Origin of the sequence: Streptomyces sp. MMG1533 (assembly GCF_001279775.1) — a bacterium.
Lineage (GTDB): Bacteria > Actinomycetota > Actinomycetes > Streptomycetales > Streptomycetaceae > Streptomyces.
Map to the genome: position 1 here is coordinate 33,301 of NZ_LGDG01000122.1, position 25,246 is coordinate 58,546.

General features: G+C 71.8%; 22 protein-coding genes and 1 pseudogene. 11 read left to right on the top strand and 12 right to left on the bottom strand.

All coding sequences use genetic code 11. The annotated features are described in order from the left end of the window. Positions 1–5: 5 nt before the first annotated feature. The 4 genes and pseudogenes from ADK57_RS13430 (at position 6) to ADK57_RS13440 (ending at position 5,707) form a co-directional block, all read left to right on the top strand. Positions 6–1,529, top strand: coding sequence for an MFS transporter (locus ADK57_RS13430; RefSeq protein WP_053749653.1), 1,524 nt, complete (start codon positions 6–8; stop codon positions 1,527–1,529). A 179-nt stretch (positions 1,530–1,708) separates the two neighbouring features. Continuing rightward, positions 1,709–1,924, top strand: a pseudogene (locus ADK57_RS52220) (DUF6596 domain-containing protein); the annotation flags it as partial. A gap of 29 nt (positions 1,925–1,953) precedes the next feature. Further along, on the top strand, positions 1,954–2,421 hold the full coding sequence (locus ADK57_RS13435; protein ID WP_234390167.1) for a hypothetical protein: 468 nt from the start codon (positions 1,954–1,956) through the stop codon (positions 2,419–2,421). 307 nt (positions 2,422–2,728) lie between these two features. Continuing rightward, on the top strand, positions 2,729–5,707 hold the full coding sequence (locus tag ADK57_RS13440; RefSeq protein ID WP_199830575.1) for a SpoIIE family protein phosphatase: 2,979 nt from the start codon (positions 2,729–2,731) through the stop codon (positions 5,705–5,707). Here the strand turns inward: ADK57_RS13440 and ADK57_RS13445 are convergent. The 8 genes from ADK57_RS13445 to ADK57_RS13480 all read right to left on the bottom strand — a co-directional run bounded on the left by ADK57_RS13445 (position 5,702) and on the right by ADK57_RS13480 (position 13,437). Further along, on the bottom strand, positions 5,702–6,472 hold the full coding sequence (locus tag ADK57_RS13445) for an SDR family NAD(P)-dependent oxidoreductase (protein WP_053749655.1): 771 nt from the start codon (positions 6,470–6,472) through the stop codon (positions 5,702–5,704). The two genes, ADK57_RS13440 and ADK57_RS13445, sit on opposite strands and share 6 nt — an antisense overlap. A 50-nt stretch (positions 6,473–6,522) precedes the next feature. After that, entirely contained in the window at positions 6,523–7,500 is a 978-nt protein-coding gene (locus ADK57_RS13450; RefSeq protein ID WP_053749656.1) for a LysR family transcriptional regulator, read from the bottom strand. A gap of 144 nt (positions 7,501–7,644) precedes the next feature. Then, a complete protein-coding gene (locus tag ADK57_RS13455) occupies positions 7,645–8,601 on the bottom strand; it encodes a fumarylacetoacetate hydrolase family protein (RefSeq protein WP_053749657.1) in 957 nt (318 codons plus the stop codon). Positions 8,602–8,604: 3 nt separating this feature from the next. After that, the gene (locus ADK57_RS13460) at positions 8,605–9,969 is read right to left on the bottom strand and encodes an FAD-binding oxidoreductase (RefSeq protein WP_053749658.1); all 1,365 of its coding nucleotides are present in this window, start codon (positions 9,967–9,969) and stop codon (positions 8,605–8,607) included. 8 nt (positions 9,970–9,977) lie between these two features. Further along, entirely contained in the window at positions 9,978–10,958 is a 981-nt protein-coding gene (locus ADK57_RS13465; protein WP_053749659.1) for a cyclase family protein, read from the bottom strand. Beyond that, complete coding sequence (locus ADK57_RS13470; protein WP_053749660.1) at positions 10,955–11,959, bottom strand: amidohydrolase family protein; 1,005 nt, start codon at positions 11,957–11,959, stop codon at positions 10,955–10,957. Before ADK57_RS13470 ends, ADK57_RS13465 begins: the two co-directional genes overlap by 4 nt. Beyond that, positions 11,956–13,080: an FAD-dependent monooxygenase gene (locus ADK57_RS13475; protein ID WP_053749661.1), complete on the bottom strand. Its 1,125-nt coding sequence runs from the start codon at positions 13,078–13,080 to the stop codon at positions 11,956–11,958. Before ADK57_RS13475 ends, ADK57_RS13470 begins: the two co-directional genes overlap by 4 nt. Positions 13,081–13,131: 51 nt before the next feature. Then, positions 13,132–13,437: an antibiotic biosynthesis monooxygenase family protein gene (locus ADK57_RS13480; RefSeq protein WP_053749662.1), complete on the bottom strand. Its 306-nt coding sequence runs from the start codon at positions 13,435–13,437 to the stop codon at positions 13,132–13,134. Between the two features lie 257 nt (positions 13,438–13,694). Between ADK57_RS13480 and ADK57_RS13485 the strand changes: the two genes are divergently transcribed. The 6 genes from ADK57_RS13485 to ADK57_RS13510 all read left to right on the top strand — a co-directional run bounded on the left by ADK57_RS13485 (position 13,695) and on the right by ADK57_RS13510 (position 20,688). After that, positions 13,695–14,660 (top strand): fumarylacetoacetate hydrolase family protein, encoded by a 966-nt coding sequence (locus ADK57_RS13485; protein WP_053749663.1) that lies wholly within the window; start codon positions 13,695–13,697, stop codon positions 14,658–14,660. Then, the gene (locus ADK57_RS13490) at positions 14,657–15,592 is read left to right on the top strand and encodes a VOC family protein (protein ID WP_053749664.1); all 936 of its coding nucleotides are present in this window, start codon (positions 14,657–14,659) and stop codon (positions 15,590–15,592) included. Before ADK57_RS13485 ends, ADK57_RS13490 begins: the two co-directional genes overlap by 4 nt. Positions 15,593–15,634: 42 nt before the next feature. Continuing rightward, the gene (hisD, locus tag ADK57_RS13495; RefSeq protein WP_053749665.1) at positions 15,635–16,936 is read left to right on the top strand and encodes a histidinol dehydrogenase; all 1,302 of its coding nucleotides are present in this window, start codon (positions 15,635–15,637) and stop codon (positions 16,934–16,936) included. Beyond that, positions 16,933–17,709, top strand: a complete 777-nt coding sequence (locus ADK57_RS13500; protein ID WP_053749666.1) for an SDR family NAD(P)-dependent oxidoreductase — start codon at positions 16,933–16,935, stop codon at positions 17,707–17,709. The genes hisD and ADK57_RS13500 overlap by 4 nt, the downstream gene beginning before the upstream one ends. 273 nt (positions 17,710–17,982) lie before the next feature. Continuing rightward, positions 17,983–19,902 carry a hypothetical protein gene (locus ADK57_RS13505; RefSeq protein WP_053749667.1) on the top strand — a complete coding sequence of 640 codons (1,920 nt, stop codon included), beginning with the start codon at positions 17,983–17,985 and terminating at the stop codon, positions 19,900–19,902. Between the two features lie 60 nt (positions 19,903–19,962). Further along, positions 19,963–20,688, top strand: coding sequence for a class I SAM-dependent methyltransferase (locus tag ADK57_RS13510; RefSeq protein WP_053749668.1), 726 nt, complete (start codon positions 19,963–19,965; stop codon positions 20,686–20,688). Positions 20,689–21,334: 646 nt separating this feature from the next. On the opposite strand, the gene ADK57_RS13515 is transcribed toward ADK57_RS13510, so the two are convergent. From ADK57_RS13515 to ADK57_RS13525, 3 genes are all read right to left on the bottom strand, one after another. Beyond that, a complete protein-coding gene (locus ADK57_RS13515) occupies positions 21,335–22,501 on the bottom strand; it encodes a serine hydrolase domain-containing protein (protein WP_053749669.1) in 1,167 nt (388 codons plus the stop codon). 105 nt (positions 22,502–22,606) lie between these two features. Next, entirely contained in the window at positions 22,607–23,011 is a 405-nt protein-coding gene (locus tag ADK57_RS13520; protein ID WP_053749670.1) for a nuclear transport factor 2 family protein, read from the bottom strand. A gap of 10 nt (positions 23,012–23,021) precedes the next feature. Further along, positions 23,022–23,990 (bottom strand): acetylxylan esterase, encoded by a 969-nt coding sequence (locus ADK57_RS13525; protein ID WP_053749671.1) that lies wholly within the window; start codon positions 23,988–23,990, stop codon positions 23,022–23,024. A gap of 318 nt (positions 23,991–24,308) precedes the next feature. Here ADK57_RS13525 and ADK57_RS51970 point away from each other — a divergent pair, with 318 nt between their 5' ends. Beyond that, entirely contained in the window at positions 24,309–24,431 is a 123-nt protein-coding gene (locus ADK57_RS51970; RefSeq protein ID WP_267890764.1) for a hypothetical protein, read from the top strand. Positions 24,432–24,496: 65 nt separating this feature from the next. Here ADK57_RS51970 and ADK57_RS13530 read toward each other — a convergent pair whose 3' ends face one another. Next, a complete protein-coding gene (locus ADK57_RS13530; RefSeq protein WP_053749900.1) occupies positions 24,497–25,081 on the bottom strand; it encodes a hypothetical protein in 585 nt (194 codons plus the stop codon). Between the last annotated feature and the right edge of the window lie 165 nt (positions 25,082–25,246).

Sequence of the window (25,246 nt, forward strand, 5' to 3'; positions counted from 1 at the left end):
GCGCAATGACGGATTTGATCACCTTGAAAAGACTGGACCGTGGAACGCTCATAGCGTGCTGTCTCGCCGTCGCGGCGGCCCAGTTGTGCATTACCGTTCCCTCGCCCATCAACGGGGAAATCCAGGCCGCATTCGGTGCCTCGGGTTCCCAGGTCGCCTGGGTCACCTCCGCGTTCATTCTCCCGACCGCCATTCTCGAGCTGAATTTCGGCGTGGTGGGCGACCTCTTCGGACGCAAACGCCTGCTGGTGCTCGGCGGACTGGCCCTCGCCCTCGGTGAACTCCTCAACGCCACCGCCCAGAACATCACGATGCTCTGGGTGGGCCAGGCCGTCGCGGGCATAGGGGCCGCGGCCCTCTTCCCCAGCTCCCTGGCGGTGATCGCGGCTGCCACTCCCGAGGAGAAGGACCGGGCCAAGGCGGTCTCGACCTGGGCGCTCAGTATCTCCCTCGCCTCGGCCCTGGGCCCGCTGTCCTCCGGTGTGCTCGCCACGGTCGCCGACTTCCGCTGGGCGTTCGTGCCTCCGGTCGTCCTGGGCCTGGTGGTCGCCGTGGCCTGCGCGAAGCTGGTCACCGACTCCAGGGCGCCCGAGGGGCGGGCACTGGACTGGACGGGACAGATCACCGTCGCCGTCGGCCTGACCGCCCTGCTCTGGGGCATCATCGAGGGCGGCGAGCGTGGGTGGAGCAGTCCGGCGATCGTGGGTTCGCTGACCCTGGCCGTGGTGGCGCTGGTCGCGTTCGTGGTCGCGGAGAAGCGCGCAGTCTCCCCGATGTTCAACCTCGACCTGCTGAAGATCCCGTCGTTCGCCGCGGCAGCCGTGGTCGCACTCGCCGGGATGTTCGGTTTCATCGGCACCGCGTACTGCGTCTCGATCCGCCTCGGCGCCGTGATGCACCTCAGCGCCCTACGGGCCGGAATGCCGTTCGTGATCCTGCAGTTGGTCCCGCTCCTGCTGGCCCCCGTGCTGAGCAGGATGCTCACCCGCCTGGACGCCCGCTGGCTCCTGATGGGCGGTCTGCTGCCCATGGCGGCAGGCCAGTTCTGGATCGCCGCGCTCCCGATCACCACCACCTCCCTCGCCGCGTTCATCGGCCCGGTGCTGCTGCTCGGCATCGGCTTCATCTGCGTCGTGTCGTCCCTGACCTCCGCCGCGGTCAACGCCGTACCGATCCACATGACGGGCATGGCCAGCGGTGCCACCAGCCTGGTGCGCGAGTTCGGTCAGGGGCTCGGACCGGCCGTCATCAGCACGATCGCGATGAGCGCCGCGTCCACCGCACTGGTCGGCAAGCTCAGTGGCGCGGACGCGGGCATGGAGGCGGCCGCAGGCCCCCTCGCCGTCGTCAACGCGGGCAGCGACAGTGCCCGGGCCGCCGCCCAGACCGCCCTCGGCCACGGCATGGCGGTCGGCGTGGTGATCTGCGGCTGTGCCTCCCTGCTCGGGGCCGTGGTCACGCTGCTGCTGGTCCGCAAGAACACCGCGCGTTCGACGGTGGAGGCGGCGGTGCAGCCCGCGTCCGTCTAGCCGACGCCGCACCTGAGAGGCCGGGGCCCCGCCCCGGCCTCTCTTTTCGTGCGACTCGTGCGAACGGCATGTCGATTCCGCGGCCCCTCGTTCGTCGGTGGAGTGCAGGAAGCTCACCGGGCGGACCCATGAAGTACATGCTGCTCGTCTGCGGTGACGACACGGCCGACGCCTCGGGCATGCCCCCGTCGAGCCCTGGGCCGAGGGGCTCGGCGACCGCCGCGTACGACTGCACCGCCGATCGCATACGGGCGAACCTGTGCGCCGAGGCCATCCGGCCGGCCCGCGTCCTGACCCGGCTCATGCCGGACGAGCCCGAGGTGCTCGGCCTGCTCGCCCTCCTGCCGCTGCACGACGCCCGCCGGGCCACGCGCGTGGACGCGGCCGGCGATCCGGTGAGCCTGGAGGACCAGGACCGTACGGCGTGGGACCGGGGGAGGCCGAGGAGGGCGCCGGCCTGCTGGAGAACGCTCTGCGGCGCGGGCGCCCCGGGCCGTACCAGAGCCAGGTTGCCGTCGCCGCCTGCCACACCACCGCTCCCACGGCCGCGGAGACCGACTGGGCCGACATCGCCGGGCTGTACGGCGAACTGCAGCGGTTCGTGCCGTCGGCCGTGGTCCGCCTCGACCGTGCGGTGGCCGTCGGCATGGCCGAGGGCCCCAGGCGGGCCTCGCGCTGGTGGCGGAACTGGAAGGCGAGGGCGAACCGGCCGGCTACCACCTGCTGCCCGCCACCGGCGCCGACCTGCTGCGCCGCGCCGGGCGCCCGGGGGAGGCGGCCGAGGCGTACGAGCGAGCGGTGGAGCTCGTGGAGAGCGAAGCGGAGCGGCGGATCCTGGCACGGCGGCTCGCGGAGTGTCGATCCGCGCAGCGGCCGTTCGTCGGTGGAGTGACCGCAGCTCACACCACTGGAGGTTCCGATGACCGCCCTCGCACGAACGTCTCGCGCACGCAGGATCCGGCAGTTCCTCGCCCTCCCCTGCCTCCCGGGCGCGGCGCCGACCGGCCGAAGGCACCCGCCCTCCCCGACCCGTAGACGCGCACCGGGCACCCCCGACGTCTGGCCGGTGGGGCTCCGCCTGGGCTGCTGCCCGGCGTTGTGAGGTGAGTCACAGAAGGGCTAGGGTGAAGTCGCTTGGAGTACGCCGGGCGGTGCGTCGACCAGCGGCGCGCGACCCGGCCCGTCTCCGGGTGAGGGAAGTGGTCCCCTTGTCCGTCGCCTGGGACGACATCGGCGGGCTCGTCGATGCCCACGAACGGTTTCTGGCGGGTGCGCTCGTCGACTCCACGGTCCGGGACTCGGTGCTCGACTCCTGGAAGCGATGCAGGTCGGCGGGGCTTCAGCCGCACCAGCTGGTGGTCCCCTACGCGCCGGAGCTGACGCTGGATGACCGGTTCCTGCGCGCCGCCGACCCCGTCCTGACGGATCTGAGCGCGTCGTTCACCGAGGTCGGCATCACGATCGCGCTCTGCGACGCGCGGGGCCGTATGGTCCAGCGCCTCGGCGGAGACCGGCAGCTGCGCGACCGCCTGGACGAGGTGCAGTTCGCGCCCGGCTTCGACGCCTCCGAACGGGTCGTCGGCACCAACGGCGTCGGCACCGCGCTGGCCCAGCGCAGCCCCGTCTACGTCGTCGGCCGTGAGCACTTCGCCGACTGCCTCCAGCCCTTCGCCTGCGCGGGCGCGCCCGTCCGCGATCCCTTCAGCGGGCGTATCGAGGCCATCCTGGACCTCACCTGCCTGCGCGCCGACGGCGACCCCGCCATGCTGCGGCTGGTCCGCGAGGCCGCCCACGGCATCGAGGCGCGGTTGCTGGAGCAGTCCACGCAGCGCGAACGGGCGCTGCTCGCCGCGTACCGGCGAGCGGGCCCCGACGTCGGCGGGTGGCCGCGCCAGCCCCGGCTTGCGGCACCCGACCAGGGAGACGGCCACGGCGTCGGCGGCCTCGGCCGCATCGACCTGGCCGTCCTGCGGGAGAAGGCCGAGGAACTCCTCGCCTCGCCCCAGCGCACCCTCGACGAGGTCGTCCTGTCCGGCGGCCGGGTGGCCACCCTGCTGCGCCGCCCGGTCATGGGGGCGGCGGGCGAGACGGGCGTGGTCATCGAGGCCCGGATCCTCGGCGGGCCGCGACTGCGGCAGGCCGGCTCGCCCGTGGCGCGACCGTCCGCGGCCGGAGCGGCCGGAGGCGAACCGCTTGTTGCCGAGAGCGTCACGGACACGCCGCCCGAAGCGGCGCCGACGGCTGCTCGGGCCCTTGCGGATGCCCCGGCCGGACCGGCGCCGGTGACCGTGTCGACCGGCACGGCCGCCTCGACCGCCACGCTCCTGCCGACCACGCCCGCCATGCCCGCCACGTCCGCCAAACCGGTCACCGTGCCCACCGTGACCGCCCCGCCCCTGCCTCCCGCGGGTACCGGCGAGGACCCGTCCGCCCGCCCCCGCGTCGACGACCGCCTGCTCCTCGTCGGCGAACCCGGGGTCGGCCGGCTCGCCGTCCTGGCCCGCAGGCGTCTGGAGTTGCTGCACCACGCCGGGATCCGCATCGGCACCACCCTGGACGTCACCCGCACGGCCGAGGAACTGACCGAGGTGGCCGTGCCCCGGTTCGCCGACTTCACCGCCGTGGACCTCCCGGACGCGGTGCTGCAGGGCGACGAGCCGGGCCAATTCGGAGCAGGGACGGCGCTGCGCCGCATCGCCCTGGGTTCCATCCACGAGTTGCCCCACCTCTACGGCGTCGGCGACCCGGTGCACTACGTCCCGTCCACCCCGCAGGCCCGCAGCCTGGAGAGCAGGCAGTCCGTACTCGAACCCGTCCTCGTCGAGGCCGAGGGCTGGCTCGCCCAGGACCCGGCACGGCTCGAACGCGTCCTCGCGGCCGGTATCCACTCGCTGATCACAGTGCCGCTGCGGGCGCGCGGCGCGACCCTCGGCGTGGTCAGCTTCTACCGCTCCGAGAAGCCCGCCCCCTTCGAGGAGGACGACCTGTCCCTGGCCCAGGAGCTGGCCGGGCGCGCGGCGATCTGCATCGACAACGCCCGCCGCTACACCCGCGAGCACAACACGGCCCTCGCCCTGCAGCGCAGCCTGCTGCCCCGGGGCCGGCCCGAGCAGAGCGCCGTCGACATCGCCTACCGCTACCTGCCCGCGCAGGCCGGAGTGGGCGGCGACTGGTTCGACGTCATCCCGCTCTCCGGCGCCCGGGTCGCCCTCGTCGTCGGCGACGTCGTCGGCCACGGACTGCACGCGGCCGCCACCATGGGCCGGCTGCGGACCGCCGTACACAACTTCTGCTCCCTGGACCTGCCGCCCGACGACCTTCTCACCCACCTCGACGACCTGGTCGGACGCCTCGACCGGGGCGAGGGCTGGGCGGTGGACAACAACCAGGCCGACTCCGGAATCGTCGGAGCCACCTGTCTGTACGCCGTCTACGATCCGGTGTCCCGGCGCTGCACCCTCACCCGCGCCGGGCACCCCTTCCCCGCGGTCGTGGCACCCGACGGAACCGTGGAGTTCGTCGACCTGCCCTCGGCACCGCCGCTGGGACTCGGCGGGATGCCCTTCGAGTCCGTCGAACTGGAGCTGGCCGAAGGCAGCCAGCTCGTCCTCTACACCGACGGTCTGATCGAGGACCGGCACCGGGACATCGACTCCGGCCTGGACCGGCTGCGGACCGTCCTGGCCCACGCCGACCGGGCACCCGAGGACACCTGCGAGGCGGTCCTCGACGCCCTGCTGCCGGAGCGGCCCAGCGACGACGTGGCGCTCCTCGTCGCCCGCACGCACGCCCTGGGGCCCGGGCAGGTCGCCCAGTGGGACCTGCCCAGCGACCCGGCGGTCGTCTCCCGCTCCCGCGCAGCGGTCACCGAGCAGCTGGCCGCCTGGGGCCTGGACGAGTTGGCGTTCACCACCGAACTCGTCGCCAGCGAACTGGTCACCAACGCCATCCGCCACGCCACGGGCCCGGTCCAGCTCCGCCTGCTCCGCGACCGCGCGCTCATCTGCGAGGTCTCCGACGGCAGCAGCACCTCCCCCCGGCTGCGCCGCGCCCGCAGCGAGGACGAGGGCGGACGCGGCCTCTTCCTCGTCGCCCAGCTCACCGAACGCTGGGGGGCCCGCTACACCCCGAACGCCAAGATCATCTGGACCGAGCAGCCGCTGCCACGCACCTCATGAGGCGTCCAGCGCGTTGGTGATCGCCTTCACCCCACCGTGCGCCGCGTACCCGCCGTCGACCGTGATCTCCGCGCCGTTGACGTACGACGACTCGTCGGACAGCAGATACACCACGAGGGGCGCCACCTCGTCGACCGTGCCGGCGCGGCCCTGCGGAGTCATCGCCAGGTGCGCCTGGACGAAGACCGGGTTCGCCGACCCCATCAGCGGGGTCTCGATGTACCCGGGGTGGATCAGGTTCGTACGGATCCCGCGCGGCGCCAGTTCCAGCGCGGCCACCTTCGACAGGCCGCGCAACGCCCACTTGCTGGCCGTGTACGCGACCGCGTGGTGCGCGGTGAGGGCGGCGACCGAGCCGACGTTCACGATGGACGAACCGGCCGGCATCAGCGGGGCGAGGGCCTGGATGCCGAGCAGTGGGCCGGTCGTGTTCACCGCGAACGCCCGCTGCCAGTCGGGGAGTTCGACCTCGCCGAGCCGGGCTCGTACGGGGATGCCCGCGTTGTTGACGAGACCGTGCACCGAGTCCGACTCGGCCGCCAGCCCCGCCCAGTCGTCCGGCGACGACACGTCCAGGTGCCGGTAGCGCACGTCCAGCCCTTCGGCGCGCAGGGACGCGGCCAGCTTCTCGCCGGTTTCGTCCAGGACGTCGGTCGCGACCACCCGCGCACCCTCCCTGGCGGCCGCCGCCACCTCAGCGGCTCCCTGGCCCTGCGCGGCCCCGGTGACGACGACGGTACGGCCCGCCAGGCGGGTACGGGTCACGGCTCCTCCAGGGGATGCGGGACCCCTCCTTCGGGATCCTCCCGTCCACGCTACGAAGCCGCGGTCAGCTCCGGAAACGCACGTTCGCCATAGCTGGCATCCGCCGCGGCGATCTCCCCGGCAGGCTCGTCGAGCGACAGGCCGACCTTCCGCACGGTCTCCCGCAGCCACCGGTGCGCCGGGTCGGAGTGCCGGTTGTGGTGCCAGTACATGGCCTCCACCAGCGGTACGTCCGGGAACGGCGTCGGTACGACGGCACAGCGCGCGAACCCCTCGTAGCGCCGCGCGAGGCGCTCCGGGACCAGGGCGACCAGATCCGTGCCGCCCACCAGGAACGGCAGCACGTTGAAGCCGGGGGTGCTGACCTGCACCCTCGGAGTGATGCCGAGGGTCTCCAGCTGACGGTCGACGGGTGTGAACTTGCCGATGGCGCACGCGGCGTGCGGCATCTCCGCCAGGTCGCGCAGGGCGAGCCGTCCGTCGACCAGACGCGGGTTGTCCGGGTCGACGAGACACACGAACCGGTCGTGCATCACGGCCTCGCTGACGCCGGGCAGCTGGTACCCGAGCGGCACGATCATCAGGTCGTGGCAACGCAGATGCGATTCGGTCTCCAGCTGCCCGTGCACGATGGGATGGAAGTCGATACGGACGCCGGGCGCCTCCTGGGCGATGACCCGCAGCAGCGGCTCCACGAACACCGTCATCACGTAGTCGGACATCACCACCGAGAACCGCTGCCGACTGCGCGCAGGGTCGAAGTGCCTGGTCAGCGACAGAGCCTCCGCCGCCTTGTGCAGGGACGCCTGCACGACCGGCAGCAGCCGCTCGGCGAGCGGTGTCAGCTCGTACTCGCGGCCCACGCGCACCAGCAGCTCGTCGTTGAAGTGGCGCCGCAGCCGGGCCAGCGAGCCGCTCATCGCGGACTGGCTGGTGGACAGCCGCACCCCCGCGTGGGTGACGTTCTTCTCCTCCAGCAGGGCTTCCAACGCCACCAGAAGATTGAGATCGATCGCTCCGAGACCCACAGGTGCTCCTTCCGGCCGCGTCTTTGAAGCCCGGTGGAACGGGAGCGTATCGACCGTGTTCCACCCGAGGAAGAGCTGGAGCACGAACTCACAGGGATGCGATGACAGCCATCCGAGCCGCGGATATCAGCAGGTCGGAAGGGCTTACGGCCGCGGTGTGCGACCCCGCTTGCGCGCCCGCGGCAGATACGCGTCGGTCCGGCCGGGCACCACGCGGTTGGAGAGGGTGCCCAGGCGCTCCACGGCGAGCGTCACCTCGTCGCCGGGCCGCAGCGGCGGCGGCGTGCGCTCACCGGCCCGCCCCCAGAACTCCGCGAGCGCACCCCAGCCGCAGGTACCCGAGCCGAGGACGTCTCCGGGGCGCACCCAGGTGTCGCGGGCGGCGTAGGCGATCATCTCCTCGAACGTCCACGACATGTTGGCGAGGGTGTCGCGGCCGATGAGCTCGCCGTTGAGCGTGACGGTCATCTCCAGGTCGAGGAAGCCGTCCGCGTCGCGCCGGTCCGCCACCTCGTCCGCGGTGACCAGGTACGGGCCGAGTGTGTTGGCGAAGTCCTTGCCCTTGGAGAAGCCGAGACCCAGGTTCTTCTCGGGCTTCTGCAGATCGCGCGCGGACCAGTCGTTGAAGACGAGGTAGCCGACGATGTGCTCGCGTGCCGTCTCGGGCGTGAGATCACGGCCGGAACGTCCGATGACGGCCCCCACCTCCAGCTCGAAGTCGAGGACCGAGCAGCCGGCGGGCACGGGCACGTCGTCATGGGCGCCGTATGCCGCGTGCGGGTTGGTGAAGTAGAAGTTGGGCGCCCGGTACCACTCCTCGGGCACGTGCTCCAGCCCGTCCAGCGACTTGGACACCCCCTCGATGTGTGCCTCGAAGCCGACGAAGTCGCGGATGGACGGCGGCTTCAGCGGCGGCAGCAACCGCACCTGATCCACCGTCAACTCACCCGGCTCACGCAGCGCCTCGACTCCGGCGGCGTGCAGGACGTCCTGCTCGATCAGCGTCAGGAGGGTGAGTCCCTCAGGCAGCGGACGGATGATCCCGTCCCGCACGACCCCGGCGCGCTCCACGCCCCCGTACTCGTATGTCGCGAACCGCATGGCTCACTGCTCCCAGTGGTTGGTGTTGGTGACGGTCCCCGTGCTCAGATAACCCGCGAACAGGCCCTTCGGGTCGCGCACGGACCGGATCTCCTGAAGCCGCCGCCACTGCGCGTCGCCCATGAACCTGAGCCGGCGGACGGTGAAGTCGGAGTCCCCGAGGTACTGGCCCGCCGTCACCGGCTGCATGGCGGCCATCGCCCCGTCCAGCCAGGCACGCAGTTCGCCGTCCCGCTCGGGCTCGTCGTGGACGACGTAGGTCGCGCAGTAGATCTCCGACTGCAACGAGAAGGCCATGTCGGGCAGTTCGCGCAGCGGGGCCATGGAGAACCAGATGGTGAAGGTCTGCCGGGTCGGGTGCTTGGTGAACGCCTTGCGGATCGCCGGGACGACCTCCTCGGCGGGCCCGGTCAGCCAGGCGTTGTCGACGAGGTAACGGTGACCCTCGGGGTTGGCCGTGCGCTGGCCCTGCAACAGCTCGGCGAACGTGGTGGGCTGCGCCTCGACCCGCACCAGGGCCCGGTCCGCGTACGGACTGGCGTGCAGCGGGGAGAGCGCCTCGGTGGCCTGCTCCGGCGTGTCCGTCATCGACACGCCCGTCACCAGCAGCACCGGCTCCTCGAAGCCGGGCGGGGTCTGGGTGAGCGCGACGATCTCCACCAGGTCGGAGACGGTGTGATGCATGCCGTGCAGCCAGGTCATGACCTCGTCGAACAGGCCGAGCGGGTAGGCGTGCACGGTGTGCGCCAGATGCCGTGGCAGTGGACGTGTCCGCAGGTGGAAGCGGGTGACGACGCCGAAGAAGCCGGGTCCCGCACCACGCGCCGCCCAGAACAGGTCGCTGTTGCGCGTCTCGTCGGCGCGTACGAGCTCGCCCTCGGCCGTGACGACGTCGATCGCCACGACGTTCTCCGCCGCCCACCCCCAGCCGCGCGCGTTCCAGCCCTGCCCGCCCTGCAGCAGGAAGCCGCCGATGCCGACGGAGGGGCAGTGCCCGCCGTTGAAGAACCGCCCGAACTCACCCAGGTACGGGTTGAGTTCGTCGCCACCCTGGACGCTGGGCGTCGCCGTCACGATCCCGCTCCGGTCGTCGTAGGCCATCTCGCGGAAGTCCCCGAGGTCGATCAGCAGCGCGTCCTCGCGCACCGACCAGGCGGCCCAGCTGTGCCCGCCGGAGCGGACGGCCACCTGCCAGCCGCGCTCCAGGGCGAGCCGTACGCCCTCGACGACGTCCTGTTCCGTGCGTGCGTTCAGTACGGCGGCCGGCGTACGGTCCGACGGGCGGCGGCCGTTGAAGACCCGGCCGAGCACTGCCTCCTCGAAGCCGGTGTCGCCGGGGAGGCGGAGGGTGCCGGAGAAACGGTCCACGGGGGTCCTCACTTGACGGCGATGGGGTTGACCGGCGCGCCCACCGCCCCGGTGACCGGGAGTGGTGCCGCGACCAGCAGGAATTCGTAGACGCCGTCGGCCGCGCAGTCCTCGGCGAGGGCCTCCAGGTCCCACATCTCGCCCAGCGGCAGGCCCATGTTGGGGATGGCGATCTGGTGCAGGGGGGACATCGCGGGCTCGGCGAACTCGTACGGGCGCACCTCGAGCCCCCAGGTGTCGGAGGCGATCGCCGCGATCTCCGTGCGGTGCAGCCAGCCGAGCGAGGTGAAGGAGAGGCCGGGTGCGTCACCGGCGGCATAGCCGCCCCAGGCGCCCAGTCGTCGTACGCGGCCCAGCTGGCCGGTGCGGACGAGGACGAGATCGCCGCGGCGGACGGTGGAGGTCGCGCCCTGGGCCTCGATCGTGGCGCGCAGGTGTTCCTCCAGGACGGGGAAGCCGTCGGGGAGTTCACCGAGTTCGTCGCCCACCGCCCGGCCGACGTCGAGGAGGACGCCCCGCCCGGTGAACGCGTCCGCCATGTGCTCGATGCCGGTGACGGAGTCCCCGACACCGTTCACGATGGTGCACGAACGGCCGTTCCACGCCTGCTTGTTGTCGAAGATGTGGCCCAGCCCGTCCCACTGGGTGGAGGCCTGCAGCGGCATCACCACATGGTCGTCGGCGCCGCCGAAGCCGTGCGGGAAGCCCTGCGTGTCGGCGGCCGCGTCCGACCCGGTGTCCTTCATGTAGTGGACCGGGTTGATCCGGCCGCGGAAACCGCGCTGCGGGCCCGACTCGTTGAACTCCAGGGCGAGCGAGAAGGCGTGTCCGCGCCGGACCAGGCCCGCCGCGTGCGCGCGTATCGCGTCGTCGAGGAAGTTGAGGGTACCGAGCACGTCGTCCTGGCCCCAGCGTCCCCAATTGCGGTATGCGGTACGGGCCTTGGCGAGTTCTTCCTCGATCGGACCGAGAGCGGGACCGAGCGTCATCGGGTACGTCCTTTCAGCAGCAGGTCGAGAGCGTTGCCCCCGGCGACGGCGTCCCGGGCGGCCGGGGCGAGCCCGGCGGCATCCAGACGGGCCACCGGATCGTCCACGCCCATGTCGAAGGGGTGGTCCGTGCCGAGGACGACCCGGTCGGCGCCCACCTCCTCGACCAGGTGGCGCAGGGCGCGCGGGGTGTACACGAGCGCGTCGAACCACATGCGGCGCAGATAGGTGCTCGGCGGCTCGGCGCAGCCGCGCGCGTCCTGCCGTTTGTGCCAGGCGTGGTCGGAGCGTCCGATGTACGTCGGCAGATAGCCGCCGCCGTGCGCGGCCACCAGCTTCAGGCGGGGGAAGCGGTCGAGGACACCGGTGAAGATCAGATGCGAGAGCGCGACCGTCGTCTCCACCGGCTGGCCGACGGTGTTGCCCAGATAGCGGGTCGCCAGCCGGGCGCCCAGCGAGCAGCCCCACGGGTGCACGAAGACGACCGCGCCCAGCTCCTCGGCCCTGCGCCAGACGGGGTCGTGCGCGGGGTCCGCCAGCTCCCGGCCCTCGACGGTCGTCGAGACGCTGATCCCGTACAGGCCGTACTCGTCGACCGCCTGCTCCAGCAGGCCGGCCGCGAGGTCCGGATGCCGGAGCGGGACCGTGCCCAGTCCGTGGAGCCGGTCGGGTGCGCCGGCGCAGTGCTCGGCCACTGCTTCGTTGACGGTACGGGCCAGGCGTACGGCGAGTTGCTCGTCCGCCCAGTAGTGGTGCATCGGCATCGGGCCGACGACCTGCATGTCGACGTTCATCGCGTCGAGGTCGGCGAGGCGGATGGCGGTGTCTGTCAACTTGGGTGCCAGCCGCTGGAGTTGGGAGCGGTTGACGGCCAGCGACTCGGGGGAGTGGGCGTGCTGCTCCGCCGCCAGTTCGGCGACGAGACCCGGTGTGCCCGCGACGAGGGCATCGGCGGCGGGGACCGAGAGATGGCCGTGGAAGTCCACGACGGCCACGCTCATGCGGCCGCCGTCAGCGAGTCGAGGGTCTCCGACATGATCCGGGCGGGGTCGGCGCCGGGCGTGCCGGGGTTGATCTCCCACCGGGCGAGCTGGAGCGAGTTCTCCAGCACCATCCGTACGCGGGGCAGCCGCCGGGCCATGAAGTGGGCCAGCGACTTCTCCACCGGTTCGTCCCCGCAGACCAGGTCGGCCAGCAGGACCGCGTCCTCCATGCACATCGCGGCGCCCTGCGCGATCAGTGGCGGGCAGGCGTGCGCGGCGTCGCCGATGACCGTCGTACGGCCGCGGAACCAGGGCTCGTCGACGAGGATCGCCTCGATCCAGCGGTAGTCGACCGCGGTGTCCTCGGGCAGCGAGGCGAGGATCCGGCCCCAGGTGCCGCCGTATCCGGTGCCGCGCTCGCGCAGCAGGGGGAGGGGGGCGCGCGAGCCGACCAGGGAGGTGTCGAGGTTCTCGTCGAGGAGGTAGGCGTAGCACTGGTCTGCGGAGATGGGGCTGTAGCCGGCCTTGAAACGGGGGCCGCCGTAGTAGACCTCGGCGCAGTCCATCTCGGCGGGGCGGTCCGCGACGACCCGGAAGATCGACATGCCGACCGGGCGGGGAGTGGTGTCGATGCCGATCAGCTGTCGCATCCGCGAGTTGATGCCGTCGGCTCCGACCACCAGGTCGTAGCGACCGGTGGAGCCGTCGGTGAACGTCACGTCCACGTGGTCGGCCGACGGGTCGAGGCGGTCGACGCTCAGACCGAGGCGGACGGTGACGCCGTGCGCGTGCACCGCGTCGCACAGCGCGTCCTGAAGGTCCGAGCGCAGGGCGCCGGCCGTGGACGGCAGGTCCGGGCCGCCGGTGTGCGGGGTCGGCAGCTCGGCGAGCAGCCCGCCGTCGGCGCGGCGCAGCCGCATCATGTCGAACGGCACCGCGCGGGCCAGCACCCGATCGAGGACCCCCACGGAACGCAACGCCTTCAGCGCGTTGCCCTGGAGGGTGATGCCGTGGCCCACACCGAACCACTGGGGTGAGATCTCGACGAGCTCGACCTCGGCGCCGCGCTGGGCGAGCGCCAGGCACAGCACGCTTCCGGTGATGCCGCCGCCGACGACGAGCACCTTGTGTACGGGCATGGGGCGATCCTTGCGAACTAGAGGAGAGGGGGCGGGCTGCGCGAGGAGGGGCTAGCCGAAGAAGCGCGGGCCGAGCTCGACGTAGTGCTCCACGTCCGGCGGCTCGGCGAAGAACGGTCCGACCAAGGCCCGCCAGCGCAGGAAGCGTTCCGACTCACGGAAGCCGACCGTGTGCGCCTCGACCGACTCCCAGCCGACCAGCAGCAGGAAGACGCCGGGCCGCTCGGCGCAGCGCAGCAGCTCGGCCCAGCGGAATCCGTCCGCCTCGGCCGGCACCTCGCGGGCCTTGCCGAAGACCTCCTGGAACTCGTCCTCCCGGCCGGCCTCGACGGTCAGCAGGGCATGCTCGACGACCACGTCAACTCCTCGGGTTCTGGGGTGCTCCGAGCCTGCGTGGCGGTCGATGCAGGGTCAACGGATCGAGGCATCGGCAAGGGGGACGGCATACATCCCGTACGGCGATGGAGTCGCCGCGCGGCGGAGCCGCACATCGATGCGGCCAGGGGCCGCGGCCCCGGTGATGGCAGGCATCGCGAACGGCCATTTCCGCTCCCGGTCCGCGCTGCCTAGCGTCGAAGCGAGCCGAGCCCCCACCCGTACGAGGAGAGCCGCCCGTGCCCGATCCCCTGCCCACCCATGCCGGACCCTTCGCGCTCGGCACGTTCGGGAGCGCCGCAGGTCCCTTCCCCGGCCTGGTCACCGGCTCGCGCGTCCGCGACCTGTCCGACGCGGTGACGTCCGTACGTGCCCTGCTCGACGACTGGGACACCTGGCTGCCCCGCCTCCACGAACTCGCCGCAGCTGCCGACGGCACCTGGCACGACCTGGCCGGCCTGCGCGTCCTCGCGCCCGTCGAGCCGGGCCAGATCCTGCAGAGCGGCGCCAACTACCGCAAGCACGTGGTCGATCTGGTCGCCGCCGAAAAGGAGAGCGTGCACGGGGCCACCCCCGAGGAGGCCCGCGCCGACGCCGAGCGGATGATGGACGAGCGGATCAGGAACGGGGTGCCGTACGTCTTCCTCGGCTCGCCGCGCGCGATCTGCGGACCGTATGACGACATCCTCCTCCCGGCGCTGGGCGAGCAGCACGACTGGGAGCTCGAACTCGCCCTCGTCATCGGGAAGCCGGGCAAGAACATCGCCGTCGAGGACGCCCTCGACCACGTCGCCGCCTACACCATCTGCAACGACCTCACCACTCGCGACCGCCTCTACCGGCCCGATCTGAAGGCGATCGGAACCGACTGGTTCACCGCCAAGAACGCCGACACCTTCCTGCCGACCGGGCCCTTCCTGGTGCCGGCCGCCTTCGTCGGCGACCCGAACGAGCTGCGCATCACGCTGCGCCACAACGGTGTCGTCCGTCAGGACGAGTCCACCAAGGACATGATCTTCGACATCCCGCGGCTCATCGCGTACGTCTCCACGACCACCACCCTGCGCCCCGGCGACCTGCTGCTGACCGGGTCCCCGGCGGGCAACGGCGCCCACTGGGGCGTCTTCCTCCGGCCCGGGGACGTCGTCGAGGCGGAGATCACCGGCCTGGGCCATCAGCGCAACACCGTCAGGAGTCAGGCATGAGCTTCCAGCCCATCACCCATCTGCGCCATGTCGACCTGGCCGTACCGGACTTCGAGCGCCAGCGCGCCTTCTACGGCACCACCTGGGGCCTGACGGAGGTCGCCAACGACAGCGGTCTCGCCTTCTTCGCCGCCGAGGGCAGCCCCGAGCAGTACGTCGTCCGGATCCGCGCGGACGAGCGGAAGCGGATGGACCTGGTGGCCTTCGGGGCGGCCTCGACCGCCGACGTGGACGAACTGGCGGTCCGACTCGGCCGGGCGGGAATCCAACTCCTCGGCGAGCCAGCGGTGTTGGACACACCCGGCGGCGGCTACGGCTTCCGCTTCTTCGACCCGGACGGCAGGGTCGTCGAGGTCTCCGCGGACGTCGCCACCCGCGCCCACCGCAGGATCGAGGAGCGCGAGGCGATCCCGGTACGGCTCTCGCACTGCGTGATCAACTCCCAGGACCCCGAAGGACTGCGGGACTTCTACGTCCGGCACCTCGGCTTCCGGCTCACCGACACCCTGTACTCGACGCACATGGGCGACCTCATGTACTTCCTGCGGTGCAGCCCCCTGCACCACTCCTTCGCCATCGCCCGCGGCCCCCATGTCTCCCTGCACCACGCGTCGTTCGAGATGCGGGGCGTCGAGGAGTACATGCGCGGCACGGGCCGGGCGTTGCGCGCGGGGACCCGGCTGACCTGGGGTCCCGGCCGGCACCTGGCGGGCGACAACACCTTCGCCTACTTCCACGACCCGCACGGCAACACCGTCGAGTACACCACCGAACTCGCCGTCCTCGAAGAGGACCTGTGGCACCCGGGCCGCCACGACGTCGACGACCCGATCACCCAGGACCAGTGGGGCACCGCCGACCCGATGAGCGAGTCGGTCGCCAAGGAGCAGTTCAACGACCCCGACGTGCTCTTCGAAGCGCCGCCCGTCTGATTCCCCCCTTGAGACCTTGAGACCTTGAGAAAGGCCGCCGTTGTGGCAACGATCCTGAAGCACGCCGTACCCAAGGCCGAGGTCACCGCCTCGCTCGACCAGGTGCGCGAGACCGTGGCGGGCGTCGTCGCGGACATCCGTGACCGCGGTGACAAGGCCGTGCGCGAGTACTCCGAGAAGTTCGACGACTGGAGCCCCGGCTCTTTCCGGCTTGGCGACGAGGAGGTCGAGAAGATCGTCGCTTCGGTGCCGGAGCAGGTCATCGCCGACATCCGTTTCGTGCAGGACCAGGTCCGCACCTTCGCCCGCCATCAGCTGGACTCCCTGCGGGAGTTCGAGGTGGAGACCCTGCCGGGCGTACGGCTCGGCCAGAAGCACATCCCGGTGCAGGCGGCGGGTGCCTACATCCCCGGCGGCCGCTATCCGCTCACGGCCTCCGCCCACATGACCGTCGTCACCGCCAAGGTCGCCGGCGTCCCCCGCGTCGTCGCCTGTACGCCGCCCATCCACGGCGAGATCCCGGCCGCCACCGTCGCCGCGATGCACCTGGCGGGTGCCGACGAGATCTGGCTGCTCGGCGGGGTCCAGGCGGTCGCCGCGATGGCCGTCGGCACGGACTCGATGGCGCCCGTGAACCTGATCGCCGGCCCCGGCAACGCCTACGTCGCCGAGGCCAAACGGCAGCTCTTCGGGCAGGTCGGCATCGACCTGTTCGCCGGGCCGACCGAGATCCTCGTCCTGGCCGACGAGCACGCCGACCCCTTCGTCTGCGCGGTCGACCTGCTCTCCCAGGCCGAGCACGGCCCGGACTCCCCGGCCGTCCTCGTCACCACCTCCCGCGAGGTCGCCGAGCGGACCATCGCCGAGGTCGAACGGATTCTGCCCGGCATGCCCACCCGCGACTTCGCCGGACCTGCCTGGCGCGACCACGGTCAGGTGCACGTCGTCGACTCGTCCGACGAGATGTACGCGCTCGCCGACGAACTCGCCTTCGAACACGTCGAGGTCCTGACCGCCGACCCCCGCGAGGCCCTGGCGCGGATGACCCAGTACGGCGCCCTGTTCCTCGGCGAGGGCACCTGTGTGTCGTTCGGCGACAAGGTGATCGGGACCAACCATGTGCTGCCCACACGTGGTGCCGCGCGCTACACCGGCGGCCTGTGGGTGGGGAAGTACCTCAAGACGGTGACCTACCAGGAGGTCACCGACACCGGCTCGCAGGCCCTGCTGGGCCGCGTGTGCGGCCGGGCCTCCCGAGTCGAGCTGTTCGAGGGCCATGCCCGCTCCGGCGACGTACGGGCCGCGAAGGCCGCGGGAGACGCGCTGCCGTGGAACACCCCGTGAGCCCGGCGGCCGGCCGTACGGCACTGGTCACGGGTGGCGGAGGACCGCTGGGGCGGGCCTTCGCGCTCGCCCTGACGAGGGCCGGGGCGGCCCGCGTGATCCTCGTCGGGCGGGGCGAACCGGCCCTCGCCGACGTGGCGGTGCGGGTGACCAAGGAAGGCGGGGACGCCCGTACGGCCGTGTGCGACGTGTCCGACCCGGCGTCGGTACGACAGCTCGCCGCCGAACTCGCCGACGAGGACGTGTCACTGCTCGTCAACAACGCGGGAGTGGCGGGGCCCGTGAAACCGCTCACCGACGTCGACCCCGACGAGTGGGACGACGTCTTCGCGGTCAACGTCCGCGGCGTGTATCTGATGTGCCGGGCCTTCCTGCCTCCGATGATCGCCGCAGGACGCGGCGACATCGTCAACGTCGCCTCGGTCAGCGGCAAGCGCCCGCTGCTCAACCGCACCCCCTACACCGCCTCCAAGATGGCGCTCCTCGGCCTGACCCGCACCCTGGCCGGCGAGGTCGGCCCCCAGGGCATCGCCGTCAACTCCCTTTCACCCGGCCCCGTCCGGGGCCCGCGCATGGACCGCAATTTCCGCCTCACCGCCGAACTGACCGGCTGCACGGTGGAACAGGCCGAACACGACTTCGTCTCCCGCGCCGCCCTCGGCCGGCTCGTCGAGGAGGACGAGGTGGCCCGGTCCCTGGTGGCGATGCTGTCCATGCCGGGCTTGTGCGGCGCGGACATCGACCTGTCGGCGGGGATGGTCGCACCGGCCTAGGGCTGCCCGAGCCGGCGGCGGTCGCCGCAGTGCCGTAGCGGCCGGCGCGGGCGTCTGTGACCACCCTGTGTAATCGCCATGAAGTAGGCCGTGTGATCCGAGGCATCGGCTTCCGGGATGCGTGCACGAGGACCCTACTGCCTGGTGGGATCGGCTGATTCACTCCCTCGTGCGCACCTTCAGGTGCCCCCGCCCGGGCCGTCGGGACCGTTTTTCCGACGGCCGTCCGGTCACACTGCGCGACGGCGCACTCCAATTCTGGGAAGGCAAGCCATGACGCTGATCACCCGACGCTCGATCCTGATCGCCGGCACCGCGACGGCCGGAGCGCTGCTGGTGCCGACTGACACCGCCGTAGCCGCGCCGACTACCACGAAGGGCACGGGCGGCCGGATCTCGGTCGGAGCCGGTGAGACGTACGAGGTTGCTCAGACCACCCGGGTGAGCATGCTGTCCGTCGCCGAGGGAGGCGCGATCGTGGCGCCCGACGGGCACGCCCTCACCCTCACCGTCGACGGCGTGGAGAGCGGACAGCTCCTGGCGGAGACCGGCGGTACCGTGACGCTGATCCAGGCCGGCACCTACCGGGGTGACCTGGTCCTCACGGTGGCCGAGGCCAACGACGTCACGTACGAGACGCTCACCTTCCCCTTCCGCCAGGCGCTGTACGTGGACGGCGACGGAGTCGTGCGCGACAAGTCCGTCCTTGCGGCCGTACGCGGCGGCAGGCTCACCGACGCCGTCGCCCGTGGCGTCTCCATCACCTCGACCGGTGAGTGCTTCGACGGCGTCTACGTGCAGGACGGCACGTACCGGCTGGAGCGGCCCACCATCTCCCTCACCGGCAACGGCCGTTGCGACTTCGCGGGCTACGGAGCCGCTGTGGTCGGCGACGGTCCGGCGACCACGCTGGTCCTGGACGGAGCACGTATCAGCACCAAGGGCGTCGTCCGTACCGCCGTCATCGCCAACGACGGTGCCAACGTCCTCGTGAAGAACTCCCGCCTGCACACCCGCAACGGCGTGCTGCCCGCCGACTACCAGGCCACCGTCGAGACCCCGCACATGCAGTCCGTGCCCTGGATGCTCGGCCTCGACGGCAACGTCCGCGCCACCAACCTCATCGGCCAGAACAGCAAGGCCACCTACCTCAACTCCACGGTCTTCTCGCAGACATGGGGCGCCCTGTCGGTCGAGGGCGGCAGCGGCCTCGAACTCACGGCGATCAACAGCCACATCGGGAACACGGGCGAGTACGGCTACGGCACCTACGCCATCGGCGACGCCACCGTCCGCGTCCTCGGCTCCCGGCTCGACGTCGGCAGCTACGCCACCATCTGCGCCGGCCCCGCGGCCACCGTCCACTACGGCGACAGCACCCGCAAGAAGCTCGCGGCACTCAACGCGAAGCTGGAACTGGGGCTCACCGACGCCGAGTTGGCGGCCACGCCGGTCCGCAGCACCGTCGTGAACTCCGGGCACTTCGGCTACATGTTCTTCGGCGCCGGCACGCTGACCCTCGACGGCGGCACGGTGGTCAACTCCGAGCGGGCCACCTTCCTCAACAAGGGCCAGCAGACCGCCATCACCGTCGACGGCTCGCGCGGCGCCCGCCTCAACCCCCGCGACGGGATCATCCTCCAGATGATCGAACTGGACGACCCGGGCCCGGTGAACGTCGACGGCAAGATGATGAACACCGGCGTCTACACCGAGCCCACCGACGACCCGACGAAGGACCCGAGCTTCGACGTCACCACCGCCCACACCACCGACGGAGCCGCCACCTTCACCTCCATCGCGCTCAAGGGAGACTTCCACAACGGCGTGCGCACGGGAAGGAACATGGTCCTGACCTTCGAGGACGCGACCGTCGAGGGCGTCCTCACGGCGTCGAGGGCCAGGCACCGGGTGGCGACGATCGACTCCTCGAACTTCCAGGAGCTGGGCATCGTCACCAACACCCCCCAGCCCGCCGTCAACAACGGCGTGATCGTACGGCTGAACAGCGGCTCCACATGGACGGTCACCGGCACCTCGTACCTCACCTCGCTCACCCTCGCCGCCGACGCCACGCTCCGGGCACCGCACGGCACCTCGGTGACCATGACCGTCGACGCAACCGCGACGGCGATCGAGCCGGGCCGCACCTACACCGGGGCGATCACTCTGGCCGTCGTACGCGACCAGTGACCACGAAGGCGAGCGCGTTGTCGCCGTCCTCGGGCAGCGCGCTCCCCTAAGCTGACCCGGATGTTCAGCCCCGAAGGTCCCAGTCTCCGCGAACTCGCCGTCCAGGCGCTGTCGTCCGTCGAGCGCGGCTACGACCTGCTCGCCCCGAAGTTCGACCACACCCCGTTCCGTACGCCCGACTCGGTGCTTGACGCGGTGGCCTCGGCGCTCCGCCGTATGGGCCCCTTCGACGCCGGCCTCGACCTGTGCTGCGGCACCGGCGCCGGCGTCGCCGTGCTGGCACAGGTGTGCCGGCACCGCGTCACCGGGGTCGACTTCAGTGCGGGCATGCTCGACGTCGCACGGGAACGCGCCAGGCCCGCCGGGCCGCACGTTTCGTGGGTGCGTGCGGACGCCCGCGCCCTCCCGTTCGGCGCCGCCTTCGACCTCGTCGTGAGCTTCGGGGCGTTCGGGCACTTCCTGCCGCGCGAGTTGCCGGGACTGTTCGACCAGGTGCACTCCGTACTGCGACCGGGAGGTTCCTTCGCGTTCCCCGTACTCGCCCCGCCGCGTCCCGCGTCCCGTGCCTACTGGATGCTGCTGGGATTCGACGCGGTGATGCGGGTGCGCAACGCCGTGTGGCGGCCGCCGTTCGTCATGTACTACCGGGCCTTCCGGCTCTCGGACGTACGGAGGGAACTGGAGCGGGCCGGATTCGAGGTGGACCTGCATGCCCTGCCCGAGTTCGGGCACCGGCGGGACGGCAGCCCACGGGTGAGGATGGTCGTGGCCCGCAGGCTGCCGTAGCCGGGGTGGACGCCGGCTCCGGACGAAGGCGGGCAGGCCGGCGTCGAAGGCCTGCCCGAACCTGCCGGCCTTCTCCGAGCCGCACCTCCGGCGGGTTCTCGCCTACGCGTGACGCACCTGCCGGAGTCCGACGATGATCACGCCGACTTCACCCGCGCCGGCCTGGACGCCGGTGACGCCGTCCTCGCCGGGGGCCGGACGGTACGGCCCCCGAAACCCGGGAGCGGACGCGCTACGAGTCCCTCCTGAACGTAGCCTTCGCCCGCAACCGCCACTGGATCCTGTGCCCGTACGACCCCCGTGCCCTGCCGGAGTCCGTGCCGGCGGGGCTTGGCACACGCACCCCGAACTCGCCCTGGGAGCCCGCGAGTCGACGCGCAGCGGGCACTACACCAAGCCCAGGGACGACGACGAGGGCCCGGCACTGCTGCCCGCCGGGCCGGCCGACATCCCCTGCGCCCGCGGAAGTTCGGCCGCGGTCCGTCGTTCCCGCGCCGCTGACGCCCGGCGCCCGGGCCTGTCCGAGCAGCGGACGCACGACTTGGTGGCCGCGGTGCACGAGGCCGTCGTCAACGCCGTGTGCTACGGCGGCGGACAGGGCGTGGTGCGGCTGTACTTCCCGGCACCCCCGACGAGACCGGTGAGGTCACAACACCCTGTACAGGGCGTCGATCAGTGCCATCTTCCGCGGGTCGTCGGCGATGTGGGGCCCCATGCGGTTCATCACGTACCCCAGTGAAGCTCCCGCCTCCGGGTCGGCCAGTCCGCACGATCCGCCGAACCCGTCGTGTCCGAAAGCCCGCGGGTTGGGCCCGTAGGACCCGTTCGGCCCGCTGAGCCACAAGCCCAGCCCGATCTCCGTCTCGTTCTCGAAACCGGCACCGAGCACCAGGTCGCGGCAGCTGCCCTGCCCCTCGCGCACCCGCTCGGCGGCGTCGGGGGAGAGGACGCGGTGGCCGTCGTGCGATCCCCGGCCCGCGAAGATGCCGTAGAGCGCGGCGACGGCCCGCGCTGTGCCGTGGCCGTTCGCGGCGGGGATCTCGGCGGCCCGCCATTCGGGCAAGTTGGCCTCGGCCGCGCCGACCAGGGGGTTGGCCACTGAGGCGAGCGCGACGGGCGCCAACTGGCTGAAGACCGCGGCCTGTTCACTGCTCGACGCGGTCGGCGGATGCACGAGCTCGGCGGCCCGCCCCGCCTCCTTCTCCGGCAGCCCGACCGTGAAGTCGATCCCGAGCGGCCCGGTCACCTCCCGCTCCAGGAATGCCCCCGGCAGCAGCCCGGACACCCGCCGCACGACCTCCCCGACCAGGAAACCGTACGTCAGCGCGTGATACCCGGACCGTGTCCCCGGCTCCCACCAGGGTTCCGTCGCGGCGAGCCGCTCCACGGTCAACTCCCAGTCGCAGAGCTGGGCGAGCGTGTGCGGCTCCCGCAGCCCCGCCAGGCCGGCCCGGTGCGACAGCAGATGCCGTACGAGGACCTTCCCCTTGCCGGCCGCGGCGAACTCCGGCCAGTACAAGGCCACCGGCGCGTCGAAGTCGAGCAGTCCCCGGTCGGCGAGAATGTGCGCGCACAGCGCCACCGGGCCCTTCGTCGTCGACCACACGTTGACCAGCGTGTCGCGCTCCCACGGGCGGGTGCGCGCCGCGTCGGACCAGCCGCCCCACAGGTCCACCACGGTCTCGCCACCGACCACGACCGTGACCGCGGCGCCGAGCTCCCCGCGGTCCCGGAAGTTCTCCTCGAACGCCGTTCGCACCGCGCCGAAGCGTTCGTCGCAGTGGCCGTGGACCGTCGACTCGTTCTGGGACATGGACCCTCCGTCGTCCGCCGGAAGCCCGGGGCGCGTCGCTGCGACCCGGGCTCCATGAACGTACCGACTGGTCGGACTGGGCGGAAGGTGTCGTACGCGAAGGCCTCAGCGGAAGAACAGCGACCCTTGCGGCTCCCGATGGTCCGGAGCGGTGTGCCAGTAGTCGCGGGACTCGACGGCCAGGCCGGCTCCGTCGAACCGCACGAAGACACAGCCGGCCAGCGTGGACGCCGCGCCGCCCTCCTGCGCGAACACCCGGAACTCGGCCACCGCGACCCCGTCCCGGCCGACGACGGGCGCCGAGAACCGGACGTCCCTCACCTGCTCCTCCGCGAACGACCAGCGCAGATACGCCGCCAGCTCGGCCCGGCCGCGGTGCGGCTCGCGGAACGGCATGGAGCGATGCACGCAGTCCTCGGCGTACAGCTCCAGCAGCGCGGCCACGTCATGCTCGGCCCAGGCCCGCTCCCACACCCGCACGAACCGCTCCGCGGCCTCAGCTGTGTCCACCGGCGCTCCCTCAGGCGTACGCCCGCAGCCAGCGCACCTTGGCCGCCTCGTGGTAGGGGCCGCCGCCCTCGTGGTCGTTGAAGTCGTACACCTCGATCGCCTTCTCGTGGTGCGCCCAGCCGTTGAAGGCCGCGAAGACGGTGGAGGGCGGGCAGGTCTGGTCCTCCAGGGCCACCGAGAACAGGGCAGGTGCCCGGCCTCGAGACGCGAAGTGCACGCCGTCGAAGTAGGAGAGGGTACGCAGAGCGCCCTCGGTGCGGCCGCGGTGCGTCTTGAGGTAGAGGCCGATCTCCCGGTACGGGTGACGGTCCGTGAGCGTGGCCGCGCGCGGGTAGTCGCACAGGAACGGCACGTCCGGCGCGACGGCCGCCAGGTCCGGGACCAGACCGCCCACCGCGATCGTGATGCCGCCGCCCTGACTGGAGCCGATCGCCACCGTGCGCGCGGGATCGGCCAGGGGATGCGAGCGGGCGGCCTCCACGGCACGCACCGCGTCCGTGAACACCCGGCGGTAGTAGTAGTTCTCGGGGTCGTCGATGCCCCGCGTCATGAAGCCGGGGTACGCGGGCGCGCCGCCCACCGGGTCCGCGGTGCCGCCACCGCCGCCCCAGGCGCTGCCCTGGCCGCGGGTGTCCATCACGAAGTGCGCCCGGCCCGTGGACGCCCACAGCAGATGCTCGTGCGGCAGACCGCGCCCGCCGCCGTAGCCCACGAACTCCACGACCAGCGGGATCGGCGCGGAGACCTCGGCGGGGATCGTGAACCAGCCCTTCACCGGGTGCCCGCCGAACCCGGCGAACGTCACGTCGTACACCTTCACCGTCGTCAGGCCGGTGTCGACGAGCTCGAAGCGGGCGTCCAAGTCGTGCTCGTGGGCTTCCTCCAGGGTCTTGGACCAGAACGCGTCGAAGTCCTCGGGCTCGGCGGACTTGCTGCGGTACTCGCGGAGCTCGTCGATCGGAAGGTCGAACAGGGCCATGTAGGACCGCCTTTGTGAAGAGTGAGTGCGGATGATCACACCGTACGTGGGTGGTCGGACGACTCGCCAGGTATTTGGCCCGCCACGCGCCAACGATGACGTCATGCCGTCTGACGCCGAAGGGCCGGTCGAGGAAGCAGAACTGCTGGTCAGGGATGCCGAACTGCTCATGGTGGACGAGGAGCGGGAGATCCCGGGCGGCTGGCTGGCAGCCAGGGGTGGTCGGGTCACCGGCGTCGGATCCCCCGGGACCGAACCCGAGGCGCGTACGACCGTCTCCGCGGCCGGCCGGCTCGTCACCCCCAGGCCAGTTCCGACATGCTCATCGGCGGTGGCACCGCCAGGGTCGAGGAGATGCGCGAACTGGGCCACCTGCGGCCCGGCGCATGCGCCGACGTGGTCGTCCGGGACCTGTACGAAGTGCCGTCGCCGGCGCCTTGAGCGACCCGGTGGAGGCGTGGCTGCGCTGCGGGCCCGCCCCGGCCTGGCGCTGGTGGGCAGGCCGGTCATGCCCGGCGGCGTGTCCACTGCGGTTCGGTGAGGGCCCACTCGCGTTCCCACTCGGCCATCCGGTGGCGGTTGGCCGCACCTCGTACGACGGAGTGGCCGAGGAGCACCATCGCGACCGCACCGCCCGCCGCGCACGCGCCGATGGTGAGCGTGTGCTGCCAGACCGCTGTTTTGTCCGGGGGCGGGGGCACACTGTGGCCCTTGGTGTCGAACCACACGTCCACCACTTCACCCTGGCGAGTGCCCCCCGGGACCCGTGCCGTGGCCGTCCGCGGACCGCCGCCCGGGTCCGTCCAGCGCACGGTCGCCCGGTACGCGTGCTCGCGCCCGCCCTGCACCGAGGGCAGCGAGCCGGCGGTCCTGCCGACGACCTCCGCACGGACACGATGGCGATCGGCACGCTGCTCGGCGGCGACCGCGCCGGCCTCGGTGTGTACCCACGAGGCCACGAACGCCCCGACGAGAGGAGCGCCCACCCATATCAGGACCGCGACGACCAGGACCGTCCATGCCTCGACGACGTCCGACCGGCGCCGCAGCGGGCTGTGCCGCCAGCGCCAGCCGCGCACCCGGGTTCGCATGTCGACCTCCGCACCGCGCACGACTGCGAGTGCCCTCCAGGATCCAGTACCCGTTCCACCGGCATCGTTCACCAACGGCCCCGAGCGGGGCCGCCGGACAAGTGCCCAACAAGGTGGTGCCGAAACGCCGGGGCGGTGCGGGCCGGGGTGAACCGGCCACGAGGC